Consider the following 17,235-nt stretch of genomic DNA (forward strand, 5'->3'; position numbering starts at 1 on the left):
ATCTATCATTCCAGATATTTTCACATATCCGCCTAATGGCAACCAACCAATTCCGTATTCCGTCTCTCCTATTTTCTTTTTGAAAAGCGAGAACTTTACATCAAAAAACAAGTAGAACTTCTCTACTCTAGTTTTAAAATATTTAGCTGGTATAAAATGCCCTAACTCGTGCAGAACGATAAGTATAGAAAGGCTTAAAAAAAATTGTATTGTCTTTATTATAATAGGGCTCATTCTTTTTTCCTGAAAATTAAAATCGCACAAAAGTACATTTTTACAACCGCTAAAAAAAAGAAACGCACTGAGGTAGTGGTATTTTATGAATAATTTATCAGCGTAAGCTGCTTATTCACTTGAAAAAGATATACCGCTAGCGTACCTTTGTAAAAAATTCTTATGCGGTCCTTTTTCGCTAAATTCAAGTTATTCGGTCTGGTACTGTTGCCCATTTCTGCAGTTATCATGTATCTTTTTTACAATGCCTTACAACCTGTAAAATTATTACCGGTCTATTCCCCTGCTATGGTAAATGCCGAATTGGTGGCTGAAGAGATACAGCATGTTAGAAAATATCATACTATAGCCGATTTCTCTTTGACCAACCAAAATGGAGAGACCATTACCCAAGATAATTACAAGGGTAAAATTTACGTTGCCGATTTTTTCTTTACTACCTGCCCTACTATTTGCCCAATTATGACCAAAAACATGGTAGATCTCCAAAAAGCGCTTGGCAAAGATTCTGATGTCATGTTATTATCACATTCGGTTACGCCAGAAATTGATTCGGTGGCTCAATTGAAAAAATATGCCTTGGAAAAAGGGGTCGATGATAGCAACTGGAATTTGGTTACAGGCGATAAGAAACAGATTTATGAACTAGCCCGTAAATCTTATTTAGCCGTAAAGACCGATGGCGACGGCGGACCATTTGATATGATCCATACTGAAAATTTCATTCTAGTAGATGAGAAAAAGAGAATTAGGGGTTTTTACGACGGAACAAAAAAGGAGGATATTGAGAAACTATTAAAAGATATTGAACTACTAAAAGAATCTCATAAAAAATAAAAAGCCTCTGTTTAGGTTGTAAAACGGCTTTATATAGTTTCTAAGTTTAATGCCTTTGAGCACTAATTCAACGACCTATAATTATATGAAGTAATTGTTTTATTGTTAACATCTGCAGACACCCTCTTCATTTTAGAAATAATAAACAATGCGTTCGGAACATAATAAATTTATATAATTTTTAATTAAAGCTACTGGGATTTTACTCCAAACAAAAACCTGTAGAAAATAAAAAACCATACCGGATATCTTATTAATTTATTCGCATGGTTATTTTAAATGAATAACACTTACGTATTCAATAGTTATGTTAAAATAATATTCCATGATTTCAATCTGAAAAAATATGGACAACAATAATAGTTATCCACCTTAAAAACTAGTAGTTAATTATTCTAAAAAGTAAAGGGAATAAGTATATTTCCATTACTTTTGCCTTACTTATAATGAATCTAAATAAAAATTGGAAACTACTGTTGCAGATTTAAAGAGAGGTCAAAAAGGAATTATCAAAGAATTCACTGAAGACCTACTACCAATCAAGCTTTTAGAACTTGGGTGTCTACCCGGTAACGAAGTAGAATTGGTACAAGTAGCACCTTTAAAGGATCCAATTTACATTAATGTCAACGGATCTCATATTGCCATTAGAAGAGAAATGGCCTTACATATAGCACTTGATATTATAGAAGATAATGCTGTAGTATGAGTAAACAAATTAATGTAGCCCTTATAGGCAACCCTAATACCGGTAAAACTTCGGTTTTTAATCAACTAACAGGCTTAAATCAAAAAGTAGGTAACTACCCAGGTATTACGGTCGAGAAAAAGGAAGGAATCTGTAAACTACCCAGAGGTGTAAAAGCTCATATTTTAGACCTACCGGGAACCTACAGTTTAAACACTACCTCATTAGATGAGAGTGTAGCTGTTGAACTTCTTTTAAACAAGAATGATAAAGACCACCCAGATGTTGCCATTGTTGTTTCTGATGTTGAGAACCTAAAGAGAAACCTTTTACTTTTTACCCAAATAAAAGACCTAAAAATCCCTACCATATTGGTTATTAATATGGCAGATCGTATGTCACGTAAAGGTATTACCATTGATATTGAATTATTAGAAAAGAAATTAAACTCAAAAATTGCATTAGTCAGCACTCGTAAAGAAACAGGTATTGAGCGATTACGCGAATTAATAGCCGATTATAAAAACCTTTCTAAAACGCAAAATGTAGATACATCTGTTATTGCACCAGAATACTTTGCAAGTTTAAAAGAAGCTTTTCCAAAAGAAGATGTCTATAAGCTTTGGCTGGTGATTACCCAAGATGTAAATTTCATGCCTTTAGAGAAGACGCTTATAAAAGACACTTCTTCTTTTACCACAAAATCTAAATCTGAGCTTAAACGTCTTCAACAAAAAGAGACCATTTTACGCTATCAGTTTATCAACGGCATTTTAAAAGAAACCTATAAAGTAGATGCCAATGCCGCAAAAGGTTTTAGGGCAACTTTAGATAAGGTTCTGACACATAAAGTTTTTGGTTACGTAATCTTCTTTTTAATACTGCTTACCATTTTTCAAGCAATATATGGGTGGAGCGAGTACCCAATGGATTTAATTGACGGTTTCTTTGCATCGGCTACAGAATGGGTAAAAGACACCTTACCGCCAGGCGTTTTCACCAACTTAATAGCAGAGGGTATTTTAGCCGGTATTGGTGGTATCGTCATATTCATACCTCAAATAGCATTTTTGTTCTTGTTTATAGCCTTACTTGAAGAAACAGGCTATATGAGCAGGGTAGTCTTTTTAATGGACAGAATTATGCGTCCGTTTGGGTTGAGCGGTAAAAGTGTGGTTCCGTTAATTTCAGGTACCGCTTGTGCAATACCAGCCGTTATGGCAACCAGAACTATTGAAAACTGGAAAGAAAGATTAATTACCATTTTGGTAACGCCTTTTACTACTTGTTCTGCAAGGCTACCTGTGTATTTGATAATTATAGCATTAGTAATACCGGAAGGTAGTTTTCTTGGACTTAGTTATAAAGCCTTGACTTTAATGTCGTTATACTTAATGGGGTTTGGTGCTGCTATTTTATCTGCAGTTATTTTAAACAAGATTTTAAAAATCAAGAGCAAATCTTTCTTTGTGGTAGAAATGCCCAATTACAAATTACCATTACTAAAAAATGTAGGGTACACGGTACTAGAAAAAACAAAGAGCTTTGTATTTGGAGCTGGTAAAATAATTTTGGCCATATCAATTATACTATGGTTTTTAGGTTCTAACGGATTCTCTGACGAATTTAAAAATGCAGAAACCATTGTAACCAATAGAGTACAGGAAAATGGTTTTAGTGCAAGTAGCGAAATATATTTTAAGACACACCAAAATGGCACAGCTGCTGACGAGGAGTCTGGCCCATTAGAACGAAAAGAACTAGAAGATCGCGCTTTGGCACAAGAAATAGCAGGTTACAAATTAGAACACTCCTATATGGGTTATATGGGCAAAGCTATTGAACCCATAGTAAGACCTTTAGGCTATGACTGGAAAATTGGTATTGCCGTACTTACATCATTTGCCGCGCGTGAAGTATTCGTAGGCACACTTGCTACTATTTATAGTGTTGGCAATGACGAAGAAGAAACTATTAAAAATAGAATGGCCGCAGAGATAAACCCTAGAACTAAAAAACCATTGTTTAATTTGGCTTCAGGTATTTCGCTACTATTGTTCTACGCCTTCGCTATGCAATGCATGAGTACGTTAGCGGTAGTAAAAAGAGAAACCAACTCATGGAAATGGCCTGCTGGTCAACTAGTATTTATGAGCCTTTTTGCGTATATTGTAGCTTTAATAGCATACCAAATATTAAAATAGATATGGACATATTACAACACATTTTAGTTTACATCACCGTAATTATTTCGGCAGCATATCTGGTAAACAAATTTCTTATTCCAAAATCTTTATGGGCAGGAAAAAAAAATAATTCAAAAGCTTGTGGTCAAGGAGATTGTGGCTGTCATTAATTTTTGAATTTCTGTTAAACATTTTTTAAAACGTTCATAACAATTTCTAAAATTGTAACGTTACTTACTTTGGTTCGTCTAGATTGCGTAGGAATAATCTAACACTATGAACACTAGACCAATTTTATTACCCCTTTTTACTTTTTTATTATTCAATCTATTTCACACCAACGCACAAAGCTTAAGTGCTACGGTAATAGATAGTGTAAGTCAACAACCCATTCCTTTTGCCTCTGTTCAATTAAAAGAGAACTGGGCTATAACAAACGAAGAAGGTAATTTCAACTTAATATTCGACGAAGCTATTACTGAATCTGACTCCCTCACCGTATCCTCAATGGGGTATGAAACATTGACCAGACCAATAGCTGAATTTACATCCACTAAAATTTCCCTAGTTCCAAAAGCAATAGAATTGAGAGAAGTTATCGTCTCAAACAAGAATTACACAGCTGACGAGATAATGGATTTTGTGGAAGAAAATCTAGAAAAAAATTACGCTAATAATTTATCCAAAAAAAGACTTTTTCATAGAACAACTAACACAGATAGGTGGACCAAAAGTGACTTTAAGGTCAAAAAATCTTCCATAGATATATTGAACCAACAATTCATAGATAGCGTTATAAACACTGTGCCTAAAAACGATACCTATTATTCTGAAATAGTAGGAGACCTATATGGCGACCCAAGCAAAGCATTATTAAAGCTAGACCTTCTTAAAGCTTCCAAGTTATTTGACAAAAGCAACGAACTAGATGCCGAGAAATTAGAAGAAAAATTTAATGAAATATTGAGAAACAATGTTAAACCAGGTTCTTATTTCAAGATTAAATCTGGTTTATTTGGCACTAAAATAGATGCTGATGAAGTAAGCGAACTTTTAGAGACAGAAGTTGATTCTTCTGAAGTGGCAGCTGCAAACGAAGAATTAGAAAAGAGAAAAAAAGACAAAGAAGAACAGCAGAAAAATTATGCTTTATGGAAAAAAACTCAGCTTAATGATATTTTCCTTAGTCTACCAACAGAAGAAGATAGCAAACTAAATTTCATCCTTAAAACCAGAAAATACGATTATACACTTCAAGAATTTACATATTTAGGTGATGATGCGGTTTACGTAATCTCATTTCAACCAAGTGGATCCGCAGATTATGAAGGAACACTTTATGTAAACGCTGAAGATTTTGCGGTAGTTCAAATAGATTACAGTAATGTTAAACCAACTAAAAAATTTAATTTACTGGGCATTTCTACAAACTATTATTTATCTAAAGGAAAAATAATATATAACAAAAATAAAGACAACCATTATAGCGTACGCTATTTAGAGTCTGAAAGCGGTATGCGAGTTGGCGTTAAAAGACCCCTCAAAATAATTGAAAAGAATAAAATTGTAAAAGGAAAAAATAAGCAGAACGAGCTCTCTGGCGATATGGACTTTGTGATAATAGGAACAGAAAAAAATGAACTTATAGTATTTGACTCTAACAACATTGATCAATCTAGCTATGATGGCTTTACAGAAAACAATACTGTATCACCAACTTATATGCCTAAATACGACCCAACCTTTTGGGAGGGTTATGCAATAATAGAACCTAATACTGCAATTAAAGAATTTAAGGCTGCATCTATAGATTAAACTAGATTTTTAATAAAATTATAGAATAATAGCCCCCAACCTATTGCTAAAAAGAGTCCGCCAAGTGGGGTTATTGGACCTAATACCTTTATTTTGTTTCCTTTGGATGCAGAAATACACAAACCGTAGATACTAAAAGAAAAAAGAATTGTCCCTATAATTAAGCAGTAGATAATTGCTTTTTCTAGTCCCGTTCCTAAGTTTAAATTAAAGCTTAACATCAGTATCAATAGCGCATGATACATTTGGTATTTTACTCCAGTTTCAAAACTATTTAATTGATCTGCAGTAAATGTTTTCTTAAGCAAATGTGCTCCAAAAGCACCAAATACAACTGCTAACAAACCTAATAAAGCACCTGTCAATTGCGCTACTAAAACCATATCTTTTTATTTCAAAGATACTGTCATCTCCTATTATTTCATAAATTACAGAAAGTATAATCTTATAAACTATGAAATCGTATCTCGTAATCTATAGTATAATATTCGTTTTAATCAGCAGTTGTGGACCTGTAAAAAATACGAGCGGTAATACATCTTCTTTAGATACCGAGTTAAGGGAAAAGAATAGAGCGAATGTTTCTCTATTACAACGTATTCGACAAAAACCAGGTGTTGTACTTCAAAACAACGTTCCAATTTTAAACAAAACCGCAAACTCGTTTGATTCAAGCGGAAATCAGGAACCTTTATACGTTTTAAACAATCAGGTTATAGGAAATTCGTTTCTTTCAGTTAACGAGCTTATAGACAGTTATAACGTAAAGAAAATTGTAATTCTGTCTGGTGCAGATGCTGCAGGTTATGGCACACAAGGTTCTAATGGTGTAATTAAGATAACTAGTTATTAAACATTAGTTCAACCTAATATTCATCTCCATATGTGAATTTACGGTAAATGCACATTCCTTATATTTTGGCGGACCAAACATTTTCATCTTTCCTTTAGAAAAAGCAATTTGTTCTTTTGGGATGCCAAGCATGTTGGTATCTAAGTTTTTATTGCCGTTGGCATCATGAAAAATAGCAATAGCATACTCCCCTTCAGGAAGGTCTTTAATATCAAAAGCCGTCTTGCCTTTTACAGCCTTTTCTGAACCTGATTTATAGACCTCATCAAACTTTAAAAAAGAACCTTCATTATTATATACGGCAAAACAGATATTTCCCTTTTCAGAAGTGACGCCGTCAATATTTAAACTCACATTATGTTGTGCAAAAAGACCTGTAGATAATAAACTTATTACTAGTAGTGCTAAAAGATTCTTTTTAATCATGGGTGCTATCTAAATTTATACAACTTCTTGGCAAACCACAGAAGTATTGAATTAAAAACTTTATTTAGATTTCGACGCAAGCGTCTAAACATTTAAAATCTCGATTATCGAGTCAAAAATAGTTTCAATTGTTATGCCAAAACTAATGTAATCTTTAAGCTTTGTTTAAATCATTATAAATATACCCTTAATTAGGCTCGCTTAAAGCTCCTGTTCTTGAGCTAAGTTTCTGAAACAATTGAACAGTTTCAACGCTATCTTTTAAGTTAAAGTATACATAGCTAGAATCTTTATAGACCAACTTTAGTTTATTCTGATTGATATTATCGACAAATACATATACTTTTTTATCGGTCAAAGAATCTTTAAACTCTCTAAATACACCTTTCTCCTTCTCCAAGGCTGAAAAACCATGCAAACGCTGCATTGGTGGTATTCTCTCCACAAACGCAACACTGTCCAATTCATTTAAAGGAATTTCAACATTGTAAAACCCGGAGCGTAGACCAAGATTATTATCATCATTAGATACCCAGTTCTTTACATGAAGTATTAAAACGCCCGCACAACAAAGAACCGTCACGATCAAAGTAATTGTCCAAATCCAATTTTTCTTAGAAGATTGCATAAAAAATTAAAGTATCAAGTTAACAATACTATTGCCTTAAACGCTAAAACCGGTATTAAATTATTTTAGTATTGAAACACTTTAGTCTTAACCTAGACCAACATCTAATGTCATCATGATAATAAAGCCGCCAATGAAGCCCATGGTAGCAATATCAGTGTATTTATCTTGCTGCGTTTCTGGTATTACCTCTTCAACCACAACAAAAATCATTGCGCCCGCTGCAAATGAAAGTGCATAAGGTAAAATAGGCTGAAAGGTCATTACTGCCCAAGCTCCTAATACAGCGGCTACAGGTTCTACAAGCGCAGATGCCTGACCGAACATAAAACTCTTTGTTCTGCTTAAACCATGTCTACGCAAAGGCATGGCAACGGCAAAACCTTCAGGAAAATTCTGTAAACCTATACCCAAAGCCAATGCAACGGCACCGCCAATTGAAGCCCCGTCAAAACCAGCCGCTACACCACCAAAGAGAACACCTACCGCTAAACCTTCAGGTATGTTATGTAGGGTAATTGCCAAGGTCAACAAGGTAGTTCTACGCCAAGGAGTTTTTACACCTTCAGCTTCGCTTTCCTTAAAATTAATATGCAGGTGTGGTAATACCTTATCTAACCCAAATATGAACATAGCACCTAGAAAAAAGCCAATTGCTGCCGGTATAACCTTTACAAAACCATCACCGGGACTCATTTCAATACCCGGTGCCAGTAAGCTCCAAAAACTTGCGGCAACCATTACACCACCAGTAAAGCCTAACATACCATCTAAAACGGCACGGTTCATCGTTTTAAACAGAAATACCAATGCAGCACCCGCAGCTGTTAGTCCCCATGTAAACAATGTTGCATAAAATGCAGCTAGTACCGGGTCTATCGATTCAAAATACGCTATAATTTCATTCATAATCTTATTAATTCGTTGGTTTAAAACCTATTCTTCATCTACAATCTCTAAAAATAAATTTGTTGCTATTTGTTTAGAAATACGAATGGAGCCTGACCTTGTTGAAATAGTCACAGAGCCGTCAAACTCTTCAATTTCCAAAATCTTAAAAGTATCGCCCAGTGCGATTTTATTCTTGTCTAAAAATTTTAAAAACGCTGCCGAAGAGTCGTTCACACCTACACACACCCCTTGACTACCAACTGGTAATTCGCTTATTAATTTTTTGACAGATTTGGTGAACACCCCGTCTTTATTCGGTATTGGATCTCCATGAGGATCAACTTTTGGGTAACCTAAATGGGCATCTAGCTTATCTATCAAAGCATCGCTCTTTATGTGCTCTAATTGTTCTGCCACTACATGCACCTCATCCCAAGAGAAGTTTAGCTTATCTACTAAAAACACTTCCCATAAACGGTGTTTTCTAATAATAGAAAGTGCTACCAGCCTTCCTTTCTCTGAAAGTAAAACGCCTTGGTACTTTTTATAGTTCACCAAAGATTTTTCAGATAATTTCTTGACCATATCAGTAACTGATGATGGTTTCGTATTCATCTGCTCAGCAATAGCATTTGTAGCAACAGACTTACTATTAAAATCGCTTAAGTGATAAATCGTTTTTATGTAATCTTCCTCTGATAATGTCATTTCAAAACTATAATAACACAAAAATACATTTTTATACGTAAAAACAATTTTTTAGTTTTGTCTAAAATTAATTTTAGATGATTAAAATAATATTTTTTGCTTGCTCTATTTTTTCTTTCGGGATAATAAGCGCGCAGAATTCTACCATATCTGGAACAATATCTTCAAATGGGGTTCCAGAAGCTTATGTAAATATTTATTTGAAGGGCACCCAAATTGGTACTGCTTCAGATGAGAACGGTAATTATTCTTTAAAAAATGTACCATCAGGAAAACATACCCTAATTGCTTCTAACATAGGTTTTGAGAAATTTTACAAAACATTTACGATATCTGCAGGTGAGGATAGAAATTTGAACATTAGCCTATCACCCTCTACAGAATCTTTAGATGAAATGGTCGTCACCGGAACTTTAAAACCGGTAAGTAGACTAGAGAGTCCGGTACCAGTAGAAGTTTACAAACCCACTTTCTTCAAAAAAAACCCAACGGCAAGTATTTTTGAGGCGTTACAGAACGTAAACGGAGTAAGACCGCAAATCAATTGCAACGTATGTAATACGGGCGATATTCATATTAATGGATTAGAAGGTCCGTATACATTGGTATTGATTGACGGTATGCCCATTGTAAGTGGTTTGGGAACCGTGTACGGCTTATCTGGAATACCCAACTCTCTTATTGAACAAATTGAAGTAGTTAAGGGCCCTGCTTCTACCCTATATGGTAGTGAAGCCGTTGGCGGACTCATAAATATCATCACCAAAAACAATTTAACAGCTCCTAAGTTTTTTGCAGATAGTTTTGTAACAGATTGGGGAGAATTTAATCTGGATGTAGGAACAAAATTCAATGTAGGTAAAAAAGCAAATTTGCTCTTAGGCGCCAATTATTTCAAGTACGACAACCCTATTGATAATAATGGAGATAATTTTACAGACCTAACGCTACAAGACCGGATATCGGTTTTTCAAAAATGGAATTTCACTAGGAAAAACTCTCGAATATTTTCTTTGGCAGGACGCTTTTTCTACGAAGACCGATGGGGAGGAGAAATGCAATGGACACCAGAATTTAGAGGTGGAGATGAAATATATGGCGAAAGCATATACACCCGCAGATGGGAAGTGTTAGGGAAGTATCAATTACCGGTAAAAGAACAGATGATGCTGTCTTTTTCATATAATGACCACAAACAAAATTCGGTTTATGGCAATGTACCCTACCTAGCAGATCAGCGTATAGGTTTCACTCAACTAACATGGGATAAAACTGTTGGTAAACATAGCCTTTTAGTAGGTTCTGCCTTACGCTACAATTATTATGATGACAGCACTCCCGCCACATTAAGTACAGAGGGTAATGAACCAGATGAAGTTTTAATACCTAGTTTATTCGTGCAAGATGAAATAGCTTTCAACAAAAAACATTCTTTACTTCTAGGGGGTAGATATGACTATGACAGCCGCCATGGAAACATATTTACACCCAGAGCGGCGTACAGGTTCAAGTTTACCGATAATGATATCATTCGCCTAAATGCCGGTACAGGTTTTAGGGTAGTAAATCTATTTACAGAAGATCACGCAGCGTTAACCGGATCAAGAGATGTTATTATTGCAGAAGAACTGAAACCCGAACGTTCATTTAATGTCAACCTAAATTATTTGAAGAAAATTTACGGTGATAATGGCACTTTCGTTGGTTTGGATGCGTCTGTTTTTTACACAAATTTCCAAAATGTAATTATTCCTGATTATGACACCAATCCTAATCAGATTATATATGATAATTTAAATGGAACTTCGATTTCAAAAGGAATAAGCGCGAACCTAGATGTAGCTTTTTACAACGGTTTAAAACTGATGATAGGTGGCACCATACAAGATGTCAGCAATACAGAAGACGGCGTAAAAGAAAGACAGATACTTACAGAAAGTTATTCAGCAAACTGGAGCGTTAGCTACGATATCCGTACCTGGGACCTAACTATTGATTATACTGGAAATTTATACGGACCTATGCGACTACCTACCTTAGGCGAAAGTGACCCAAGAAGCGATTTTTCGCCAGCATGGAGTATTCAAAACATACAATTATCTTATGATGGAATAGAAAATCTTGAATTCTACGGAGGTGTAAAAAATCTATTAGATTGGACCCCAAATAACGGTAACCCCTTTATAATTGCCCGCGCAAACGATCCTTTTGACAAAGATGTAACCTTTGATGCCAATGGCAATGCCGTTGCTACACCAAACAACCCAAATGCGTTGACGTTTGATCCATCTTACGTTTATGGTCCTAACCAAGGTATACGATCATTTTTTGGAGTACGTTACACGTTGAATTAAGCACAAAAGACAATTGCTATTTCGTATTTTTGAGCTTCTCAGTAGTATTAGATTCTGAGTGATGTTTAAATACTATGAACGAATACGATTATATCATTATTGGCGCAGGTGCATCTGGTTTATTACTTGCAGATGCCATATTGAACGATTCGTTTTTTAATCAAAAGAAAATACTGTTACTTGACAAAAATGCAAAAGACACCAATGATAGAACATGGTGTTTTTGGGAAGAAGGTAATGGTCAGTTCGAAACTATCGTCCATAAAAAATGGAATTCTATTCACTTTCAAGGTGAGGATGTGCTGAAAAGAACAGATATAAGTCCGTATTCATATAAAATGATTAGAAGTATTGATTTCTACAATCATTATTTAGGTAGGGTTAAAGCATCGGCTAACATCACTTTTGTTCAAGACACTTTAAAAGATTTAAAAGAATCTGAAACTGTAGTTACGGTACAGACCACCAACAACACTTATTCTGGCAAGTACCTATTCAACAGCCTTTTTGACTATAAAATGGCAACTGGGCAAAATAAATATCCGGTGTTGCAACAGCATTTTGTGGGTTGGGTAATTAAAACCGACAAACCTATTTTTAATAGTAATGAAGTCACCTACATGGACTTTTCAATTCCTCAAGAAGGGAATACACGTTTTATGTACGTATTACCCTATTCTAATGACACAGCATTGATAGAATATACCTTGTTTTCTGAACACTTATTAAAAAGAGCAGAATATGACGAGGCCATAAAGAATTATATAGCAAAGCGATTTAATTGCGATACCTATGAAGTCATTGAAAAAGAAGCCGGTAGCATACCAATGACAGCGTATGACTTTAGGGAGCACCACACCAATAGAGTTAGATATATTGGTACTGCAGGCGGATGGGCAAAACCTAGCACAGGCTATACCTTAATGAGTACTGCTAAAAAAATACCTCAATTGGTTGAGCTTATAAAACAAGGAAAGCCGCTTAAAAAGTTAAAACTAAAAGGCAAATTTTGGTTTTATGATATGCTTTTTTTAGACGTTCTACATCATAACAATGCTAATGGACACAGTATATTTGAATCTATCTTTAAATCATTAAAACCACAAATGGTATTTAAATTCTTAGATGAGAAAACAAGTTTAAAGGAAGATATTATTTACATCAATTCCTGTCCAAAAATGCCATTTATAAAAGCATTGTTCAGAAGGCTATATTAAACAGTTCTATTCATTAAATTTTCACCAAACTCTTTTAGTAACGTTTTATTTTCCTCTTCAACATCCATTTCATCTAGTACTTCAAAAGCTTTTGCCGTATAATCAGAAATAGCAATTTTAGTAGCTTTATCCGCTTCGGTTTTTTCAAAAATTGAACGAACGACTTTTACCTTTGCGTCTGCCTCTTTAGGCTGAATAGAATATAAATGCTCTAGTTCTTTCGTCATCACTTCAGAACCTGAATTAAGCGCTTTTAAATATAGATATGTTTTCTTATTCTCAATAATATCGCCACCAACTTGCTTACCAAAAGTTTCTGGATCACCAAATACATCTAAATAATCATCTTGCAATTGAAAGGCTATTCCTAAATTTAGTCCAAAATTATACATTTGCTCTTGTGCAGCTTCAGGTGCACCGGCAACAATAGCTCCCATTTTTAAAGCGGCAGCCACAAGAACGGCAGTTTTGTATTCAATCATTTTAAGATACTCGGGCAACATAACATCATCACGGGTTTCAAAATCAACATCATATTGTTGACCTTCACAAACCTCTAAGGCCGTTTTACTAAAAAGTTTTGCCAAATCACGAAATACATTGGGCTCATAGTTTTCAAACAGCTGATAAGCCATGATTAGCATAGCATCACCGGAAAGAATACCTGTATTTATATCCCATTTTTCATGAACGGTAGTTTGCCCTCTACGTACGGGTGCATCATCCATGATATCATCGTGAACCAAAGAAAAATTATGAAATACTTCTATTGCCAAGGCAGCATCTAATGCACTTTTAAAATCTGATTTAAATATCTCTGCAGTCATTAATACCAAAACAGGTCTTAAGCGCTTTCCACCTAAACCAAGAATATAGGTAATGGGCTCATAAAGGTTTCTAGGTTCCTTTGTAATTTTCTTAGAGTCTAAATACGCAATAAACTCATCTCTATATTCTTCAATAGTGTGCATTACTAGCAATTTTTTTCAAAAATAGAATAAATATGGCTGAAACAAGGTGCTTTTATCCTTAGAAGAAGTAAAACTCTGAACCTATATATTATCACTAAAATATAGTAATGTCACTATCCAACAAATATTTAATAGAAATACAATATTTGAAAGAAATAATTAACTGGATATTTTATTCTTCTTATAAATAGCTAAAGGCTAACGTTTCCTTCTAGCATTAATAAATTGTAAAACTTTGGAAACTTTTATAGTTTTTAAAGTTTCCTGATGTATATTTGCCACCGTTATGAAGGAAAAAATAAGGGATACGGCATCACAGCTTTTCTTAGAACGTGGTTTTAAGAGTATTACCATGGACGATATTGCCAATGAAATAGGCATGTCTAAAAAAACCATTTACAGCGAATACAGCAACAAAACTTCATTGGTTGAAGATTGTGTAATGAATAAGTTTTGCCACTTAAGTGATGGTATTGACTTAATTATAGCGATGGAGAAAAACGCCATAGAAGAATTATATGAAATAAAAAAGTATGTAATGGCTCATTTAAATGATGAGAAAAGTTCTCCTCAGTATCAATTAATGAAATACTACCCTAAAATTCATAAAAACCTTAAACTGATGCAATTTGATAAAATGCATAGCTGCGTATTATTGAATGTTGAACGAGGTTTAGAACAGGGGTTGTTTAGGGACAATATAGACCCTGAATTTGTTGCCAGAATATATTTCACCGGCATGAACAGTATAAAAGACCAGAAGATATTTCCTCTAGACCAATTTCCAATAGGTAAACTTATGGACTCATTTTTAGAATATCACCTAAGAGGAATTGTCACTCCTAAGGGTAAAGCAATACTAAATAACATCATCAATTCAAATCAAGAATAATGCGAAATCAACTAGTAATCTTAATTACAATTCTAAGTATAAGCTTAGGATATTCACAAGAGCAAACCTACTCCTTTACGTTAGATGAGGCAATAGATTTTGCCTTAGAAAATAACTATTCCGCCATAAATGCAAATAGAGATATTATAGATGCCCAAAAACAAAAATGGGAAACAATTGCAGGAGGGTTACCCCAAATTAATGGATCTGTAGGGTATTCAAACCAATTGAAACAACCTGTTTCGTTGTTACCAGCAGAATTCGTAGGGGGGGAAGCAGGAGACTTTATACCTATAGTTTTCTCCCAACCACAATCTATGACTGCAACAGCTACTCTAACTCAACAGATTTTTGATGGTTCGTACATTGTTGGTGTACAGGCAACCAAGGCTTTCTTAAGTTATAGCGACAACAACAAAGAGAAAACAGAATTAGATGTTAGAAAGCAAGTAGTAGAAGCTTACGGTAATGTTCTACTAGCAGAAGAGAGTGTAAAAATATTGGAGAAAAATAAAGAAACGCTGGAAAAAACACTTTATGAAACTTCAAAATTGTTTGAAAACGGATTAGGAGATGAAGAAAGTGTTGATCAGTTGCAGATAACATTATCATCCATCGAAAATCAGTTACAAAATACACTTAGACTAAAGGAAATTACTTTACAAATGTTGAATGTAAGTATGGGACTAGATCTTAACGCACCAACACAACTACAAGAAAAACTAGAAGATTTGACCATGTCTAAAATGGATTTAGGCATTCTAAGTACTGATTTTAATATCAAAGACAACGTAGATTACAAATTAGCGGAGAATTTAAACGAACAACGCTTTTTTGAATGGAAATTGGCGAGAAGCCGTGCATTACCAACATTAAATGCATATATCAACTATGGTAGTTCTGCTTACTCAGAGAGCTTTGATTTTTTCAGTGGAGATCAACAGTGGTTTGATTCTTCTATACTGGGCTTAGATTTAAATATCCCAATATTCAGTTCTTTAAAAAGAAGCGCAAGTACACAACGTGCCAAAATTGCTTTAGAAAAAGCAAAAACACAATTAACAGAAGCAGAGCAACAGATTAGGTTACAATTAGAGAATGCAAAGAATAACTACACATTAGCTATTGACAACTATGATACTGCAAAGCAAAACCTAATGCTATCGGAACGTATTGAAAATAAAAACCAAATAAAATACAAAGAAGGTTTAGCCACTAGTTTTGAGTTAAGACAGGCTCAGACCCAATTGTACACTACCCAACAAGAATTCTTACAATCTATGGTTGAGGTTATTAATAAAAAGACCGAGCTAGAGATCATTATAAATACAAAAGACTAAATAATCAATCATTAAAAATACAATCATGAAGAAAATATTAATTTTATTGACTGCAACCATAGGCATTTACTCGTGTGGTGACGGCGAGCAATCGGTAGCAGATATTATAGCCCAACAAAATTTAGAAGCTATACGAGCAAAAAAGAATGAAATTACAGCTCAGCAAAAGGTTATCGCTGCCCAACTAAAATCTTTAGATTCTGCAATCGGTATTTTAGGCAATGAAGAGAAATTACCTTTGGTAAATACCTTAACGGCTAAGAAAGAAGTATTCAATCACTTTTTAGAATTACAGGGCGATGTTTCAACGAAACAAAATGTTTTGATCTACCCAGAAATGGCAGGTACACTACAAAGGGTTTATGTTAAAGAAGGTGCCAAAGTTTCTAAAGGTCAGGTATTGGCAACTATTGATGATGGTGGTATGTCAAGCCAATTAAGTCAATTAAAAACGCAAGCTGAATTAGCTAAAACTACTTTTGAACGTCAAGAGCGTTTATGGAATCAGAATATTGGTTCAGAAATACAGTTCCTACAAGCAAAAACAAATTATGAAGCTGCCGAAAATATGGTATCACAGGCACAGAGTCAATTAGGAAAATCTACTATTAATGCTCCTTTTTCCGGTATCATTGATAATGTAATAAAAGATCAAGGAACCGTGGTTGCGCCAGGTCCAGGCTCTGAGGTTTTCCGTATTGTAAATCTATCTGATATGTACATTGAAGTAGAAGTGCCAGAATCTTATTTAGGAAGTGTTTCTAAAGGAAAAGAAGCATTGGTATATTTTCCTGTTTTAGGCGATAGTATTGTTACTAAAATTAGGGAGACAGGCAATTTCATCAATCCATCTAACCGTTCTTTTGAAGTAGAAATCCCTGTACCGAACAAAGAAGGCAAAATAAAACCAAATTTAACGGCAAAGGTGGCTATAAACGATTATACAAGCGACGATGCCATTTTAATACCAACTAGTATAATATCTGAAAATGCAGATGGTGAGCAGTATGTATTTGTAGCGGAAGAGCCAAATGCAGATGGTGAAGCCTTGGTAAAAAGAAGCGTTATTACAACCGGTAAAACACAAGGTGCAAATATTGAAGTATTATCTGGTTTAACAGATGGCAACCAAATTATAAAAGAAGGTGCCAGAAGTGTTAAGGATGGTCAAAAAGTAAAAATTAAAAAATAAATA

Annotated in this window: 18 protein-coding genes; 11 read left to right on the plus strand and 7 right to left on the minus strand. The window is 34.5% G+C overall.

Annotated features, from left to right (window positions below; genetic code table 11):
• Positions 1–234: site-2 protease family protein (locus ABJI11_RS07075; protein WP_348350721.1), on the minus strand; the 234-nt coding region annotated here is incomplete at its 3' end.
• A 162-nt stretch (positions 235–396) separates the two neighbouring features.
• Between ABJI11_RS07075 and ABJI11_RS07080 the strand changes: the two genes are divergently transcribed.
• The 5 genes from ABJI11_RS07080 (at position 397) to ABJI11_RS07100 (ending at position 5,760) form a co-directional block, all read left to right on the plus strand.
• On the plus strand, positions 397–1,071 hold the full coding sequence (locus ABJI11_RS07080; RefSeq protein WP_348350723.1) for an SCO family protein: 675 nt from the start codon (positions 397–399) through the stop codon (positions 1,069–1,071).
• Between the two features lie 463 nt (positions 1,072–1,534).
• Complete coding sequence (locus ABJI11_RS07085; protein WP_276491673.1) at positions 1,535–1,780, plus strand: FeoA family protein; 246 nt, start codon at positions 1,535–1,537, stop codon at positions 1,778–1,780.
• Positions 1,777–3,963: a ferrous iron transport protein B gene (feoB, locus tag ABJI11_RS07090; protein WP_348350725.1), complete on the plus strand. Its 2,187-nt coding sequence runs from the start codon at positions 1,777–1,779 to the stop codon at positions 3,961–3,963. The genes ABJI11_RS07085 and feoB overlap by 4 nt, the downstream gene beginning before the upstream one ends.
• Before the next feature lie 2 nt (positions 3,964–3,965).
• Positions 3,966–4,115 (plus strand): hypothetical protein, encoded by a 150-nt coding sequence (locus tag ABJI11_RS07095; protein ID WP_348350727.1) that lies wholly within the window; start codon positions 3,966–3,968, stop codon positions 4,113–4,115.
• A gap of 106 nt (positions 4,116–4,221) precedes the next feature.
• Positions 4,222–5,760, plus strand: a complete 1,539-nt coding sequence (locus tag ABJI11_RS07100; RefSeq protein ID WP_348350729.1) for a carboxypeptidase-like regulatory domain-containing protein — start codon at positions 4,222–4,224, stop codon at positions 5,758–5,760.
• On the opposite strand, the gene ABJI11_RS07105 is transcribed toward ABJI11_RS07100, so the two are convergent.
• Positions 5,757–6,143, minus strand: coding sequence for a DUF423 domain-containing protein (locus ABJI11_RS07105; RefSeq protein WP_348350731.1), 387 nt, complete (start codon positions 6,141–6,143; stop codon positions 5,757–5,759). The two genes, ABJI11_RS07100 and ABJI11_RS07105, sit on opposite strands and share 4 nt — an antisense overlap.
• Positions 6,144–6,214: 71 nt before the next feature.
• Here ABJI11_RS07105 and ABJI11_RS07110 point away from each other — a divergent pair, with 71 nt between their 5' ends.
• A complete protein-coding gene (locus tag ABJI11_RS07110) occupies positions 6,215–6,613 on the plus strand; it encodes a TonB-dependent receptor plug domain-containing protein (protein ID WP_348350733.1) in 399 nt (132 codons plus the stop codon).
• 3 nt (positions 6,614–6,616) lie between these two features.
• On the opposite strand, the gene ABJI11_RS07115 is transcribed toward ABJI11_RS07110, so the two are convergent.
• The 4 genes from ABJI11_RS07115 to ABJI11_RS07130 form a co-directional block, all read right to left on the minus strand.
• The gene (locus ABJI11_RS07115) at positions 6,617–7,039 is read right to left on the minus strand and encodes a DUF2141 domain-containing protein (protein ID WP_348350735.1); all 423 of its coding nucleotides are present in this window, start codon (positions 7,037–7,039) and stop codon (positions 6,617–6,619) included.
• A 187-nt stretch (positions 7,040–7,226) separates the two neighbouring features.
• Entirely contained in the window at positions 7,227–7,667 is a 441-nt protein-coding gene (locus ABJI11_RS07120; protein WP_348350737.1) for a PH domain-containing protein, read from the minus strand.
• 87 nt (positions 7,668–7,754) lie between these two features.
• On the minus strand, positions 7,755–8,576 hold the full coding sequence (locus ABJI11_RS07125) for a ZIP family metal transporter (protein ID WP_348350739.1): 822 nt from the start codon (positions 8,574–8,576) through the stop codon (positions 7,755–7,757).
• A 27-nt stretch (positions 8,577–8,603) separates the two neighbouring features.
• A complete protein-coding gene (locus ABJI11_RS07130) occupies positions 8,604–9,266 on the minus strand; it encodes a metal-dependent transcriptional regulator (protein WP_348350741.1) in 663 nt (220 codons plus the stop codon).
• Positions 9,267–9,343: 77 nt separating this feature from the next.
• Here ABJI11_RS07130 and ABJI11_RS07135 point away from each other — a divergent pair, with 77 nt between their 5' ends.
• Both ABJI11_RS07135 and ABJI11_RS07140 read left to right on the plus strand, forming a co-directional pair.
• Positions 9,344–11,620 (plus strand): TonB-dependent receptor, encoded by a 2,277-nt coding sequence (locus tag ABJI11_RS07135; protein ID WP_348350743.1) that lies wholly within the window; start codon positions 9,344–9,346, stop codon positions 11,618–11,620.
• Between the two features lie 74 nt (positions 11,621–11,694).
• A complete protein-coding gene (locus tag ABJI11_RS07140; RefSeq protein ID WP_348350745.1) occupies positions 11,695–12,837 on the plus strand; it encodes a lycopene cyclase family protein in 1,143 nt (380 codons plus the stop codon).
• Here ABJI11_RS07140 and ABJI11_RS07145 read toward each other — a convergent pair.
• On the minus strand, positions 12,834–13,808 hold the full coding sequence (locus tag ABJI11_RS07145) for a polyprenyl synthetase family protein (protein ID WP_348350747.1): 975 nt from the start codon (positions 13,806–13,808) through the stop codon (positions 12,834–12,836). The genes ABJI11_RS07140 and ABJI11_RS07145 overlap by 4 nt on opposite strands.
• A 286-nt stretch (positions 13,809–14,094) precedes the next feature.
• Here ABJI11_RS07145 and ABJI11_RS07150 point away from each other — a divergent pair, with 286 nt between their 5' ends.
• Genes ABJI11_RS07150 through ABJI11_RS07160 form a run of 3 tightly spaced genes read left to right on the plus strand, consistent with a single transcriptional unit; the run spans position 14,095 to position 17,232 of the window.
• Positions 14,095–14,700, plus strand: coding sequence for a TetR/AcrR family transcriptional regulator (locus tag ABJI11_RS07150; protein ID WP_348350749.1), 606 nt, complete (start codon positions 14,095–14,097; stop codon positions 14,698–14,700).
• Positions 14,700–16,040 (plus strand): TolC family protein, encoded by a 1,341-nt coding sequence (locus ABJI11_RS07155; RefSeq protein WP_348350751.1) that lies wholly within the window; start codon positions 14,700–14,702, stop codon positions 16,038–16,040. Before ABJI11_RS07150 ends, ABJI11_RS07155 begins: the two co-directional genes overlap by 1 nt.
• Positions 16,041–16,065: 25 nt before the next feature.
• Entirely contained in the window at positions 16,066–17,232 is a 1,167-nt protein-coding gene (locus ABJI11_RS07160) for an efflux RND transporter periplasmic adaptor subunit (RefSeq protein ID WP_348350753.1), read from the plus strand.
• Positions 17,233–17,235: the final 3 nt, after the last annotated feature.

Source organism: Maribacter sp. (assembly GCF_039968975.1).
Classification (GTDB): domain Bacteria; phylum Bacteroidota; class Bacteroidia; order Flavobacteriales; family Flavobacteriaceae; genus Maribacter.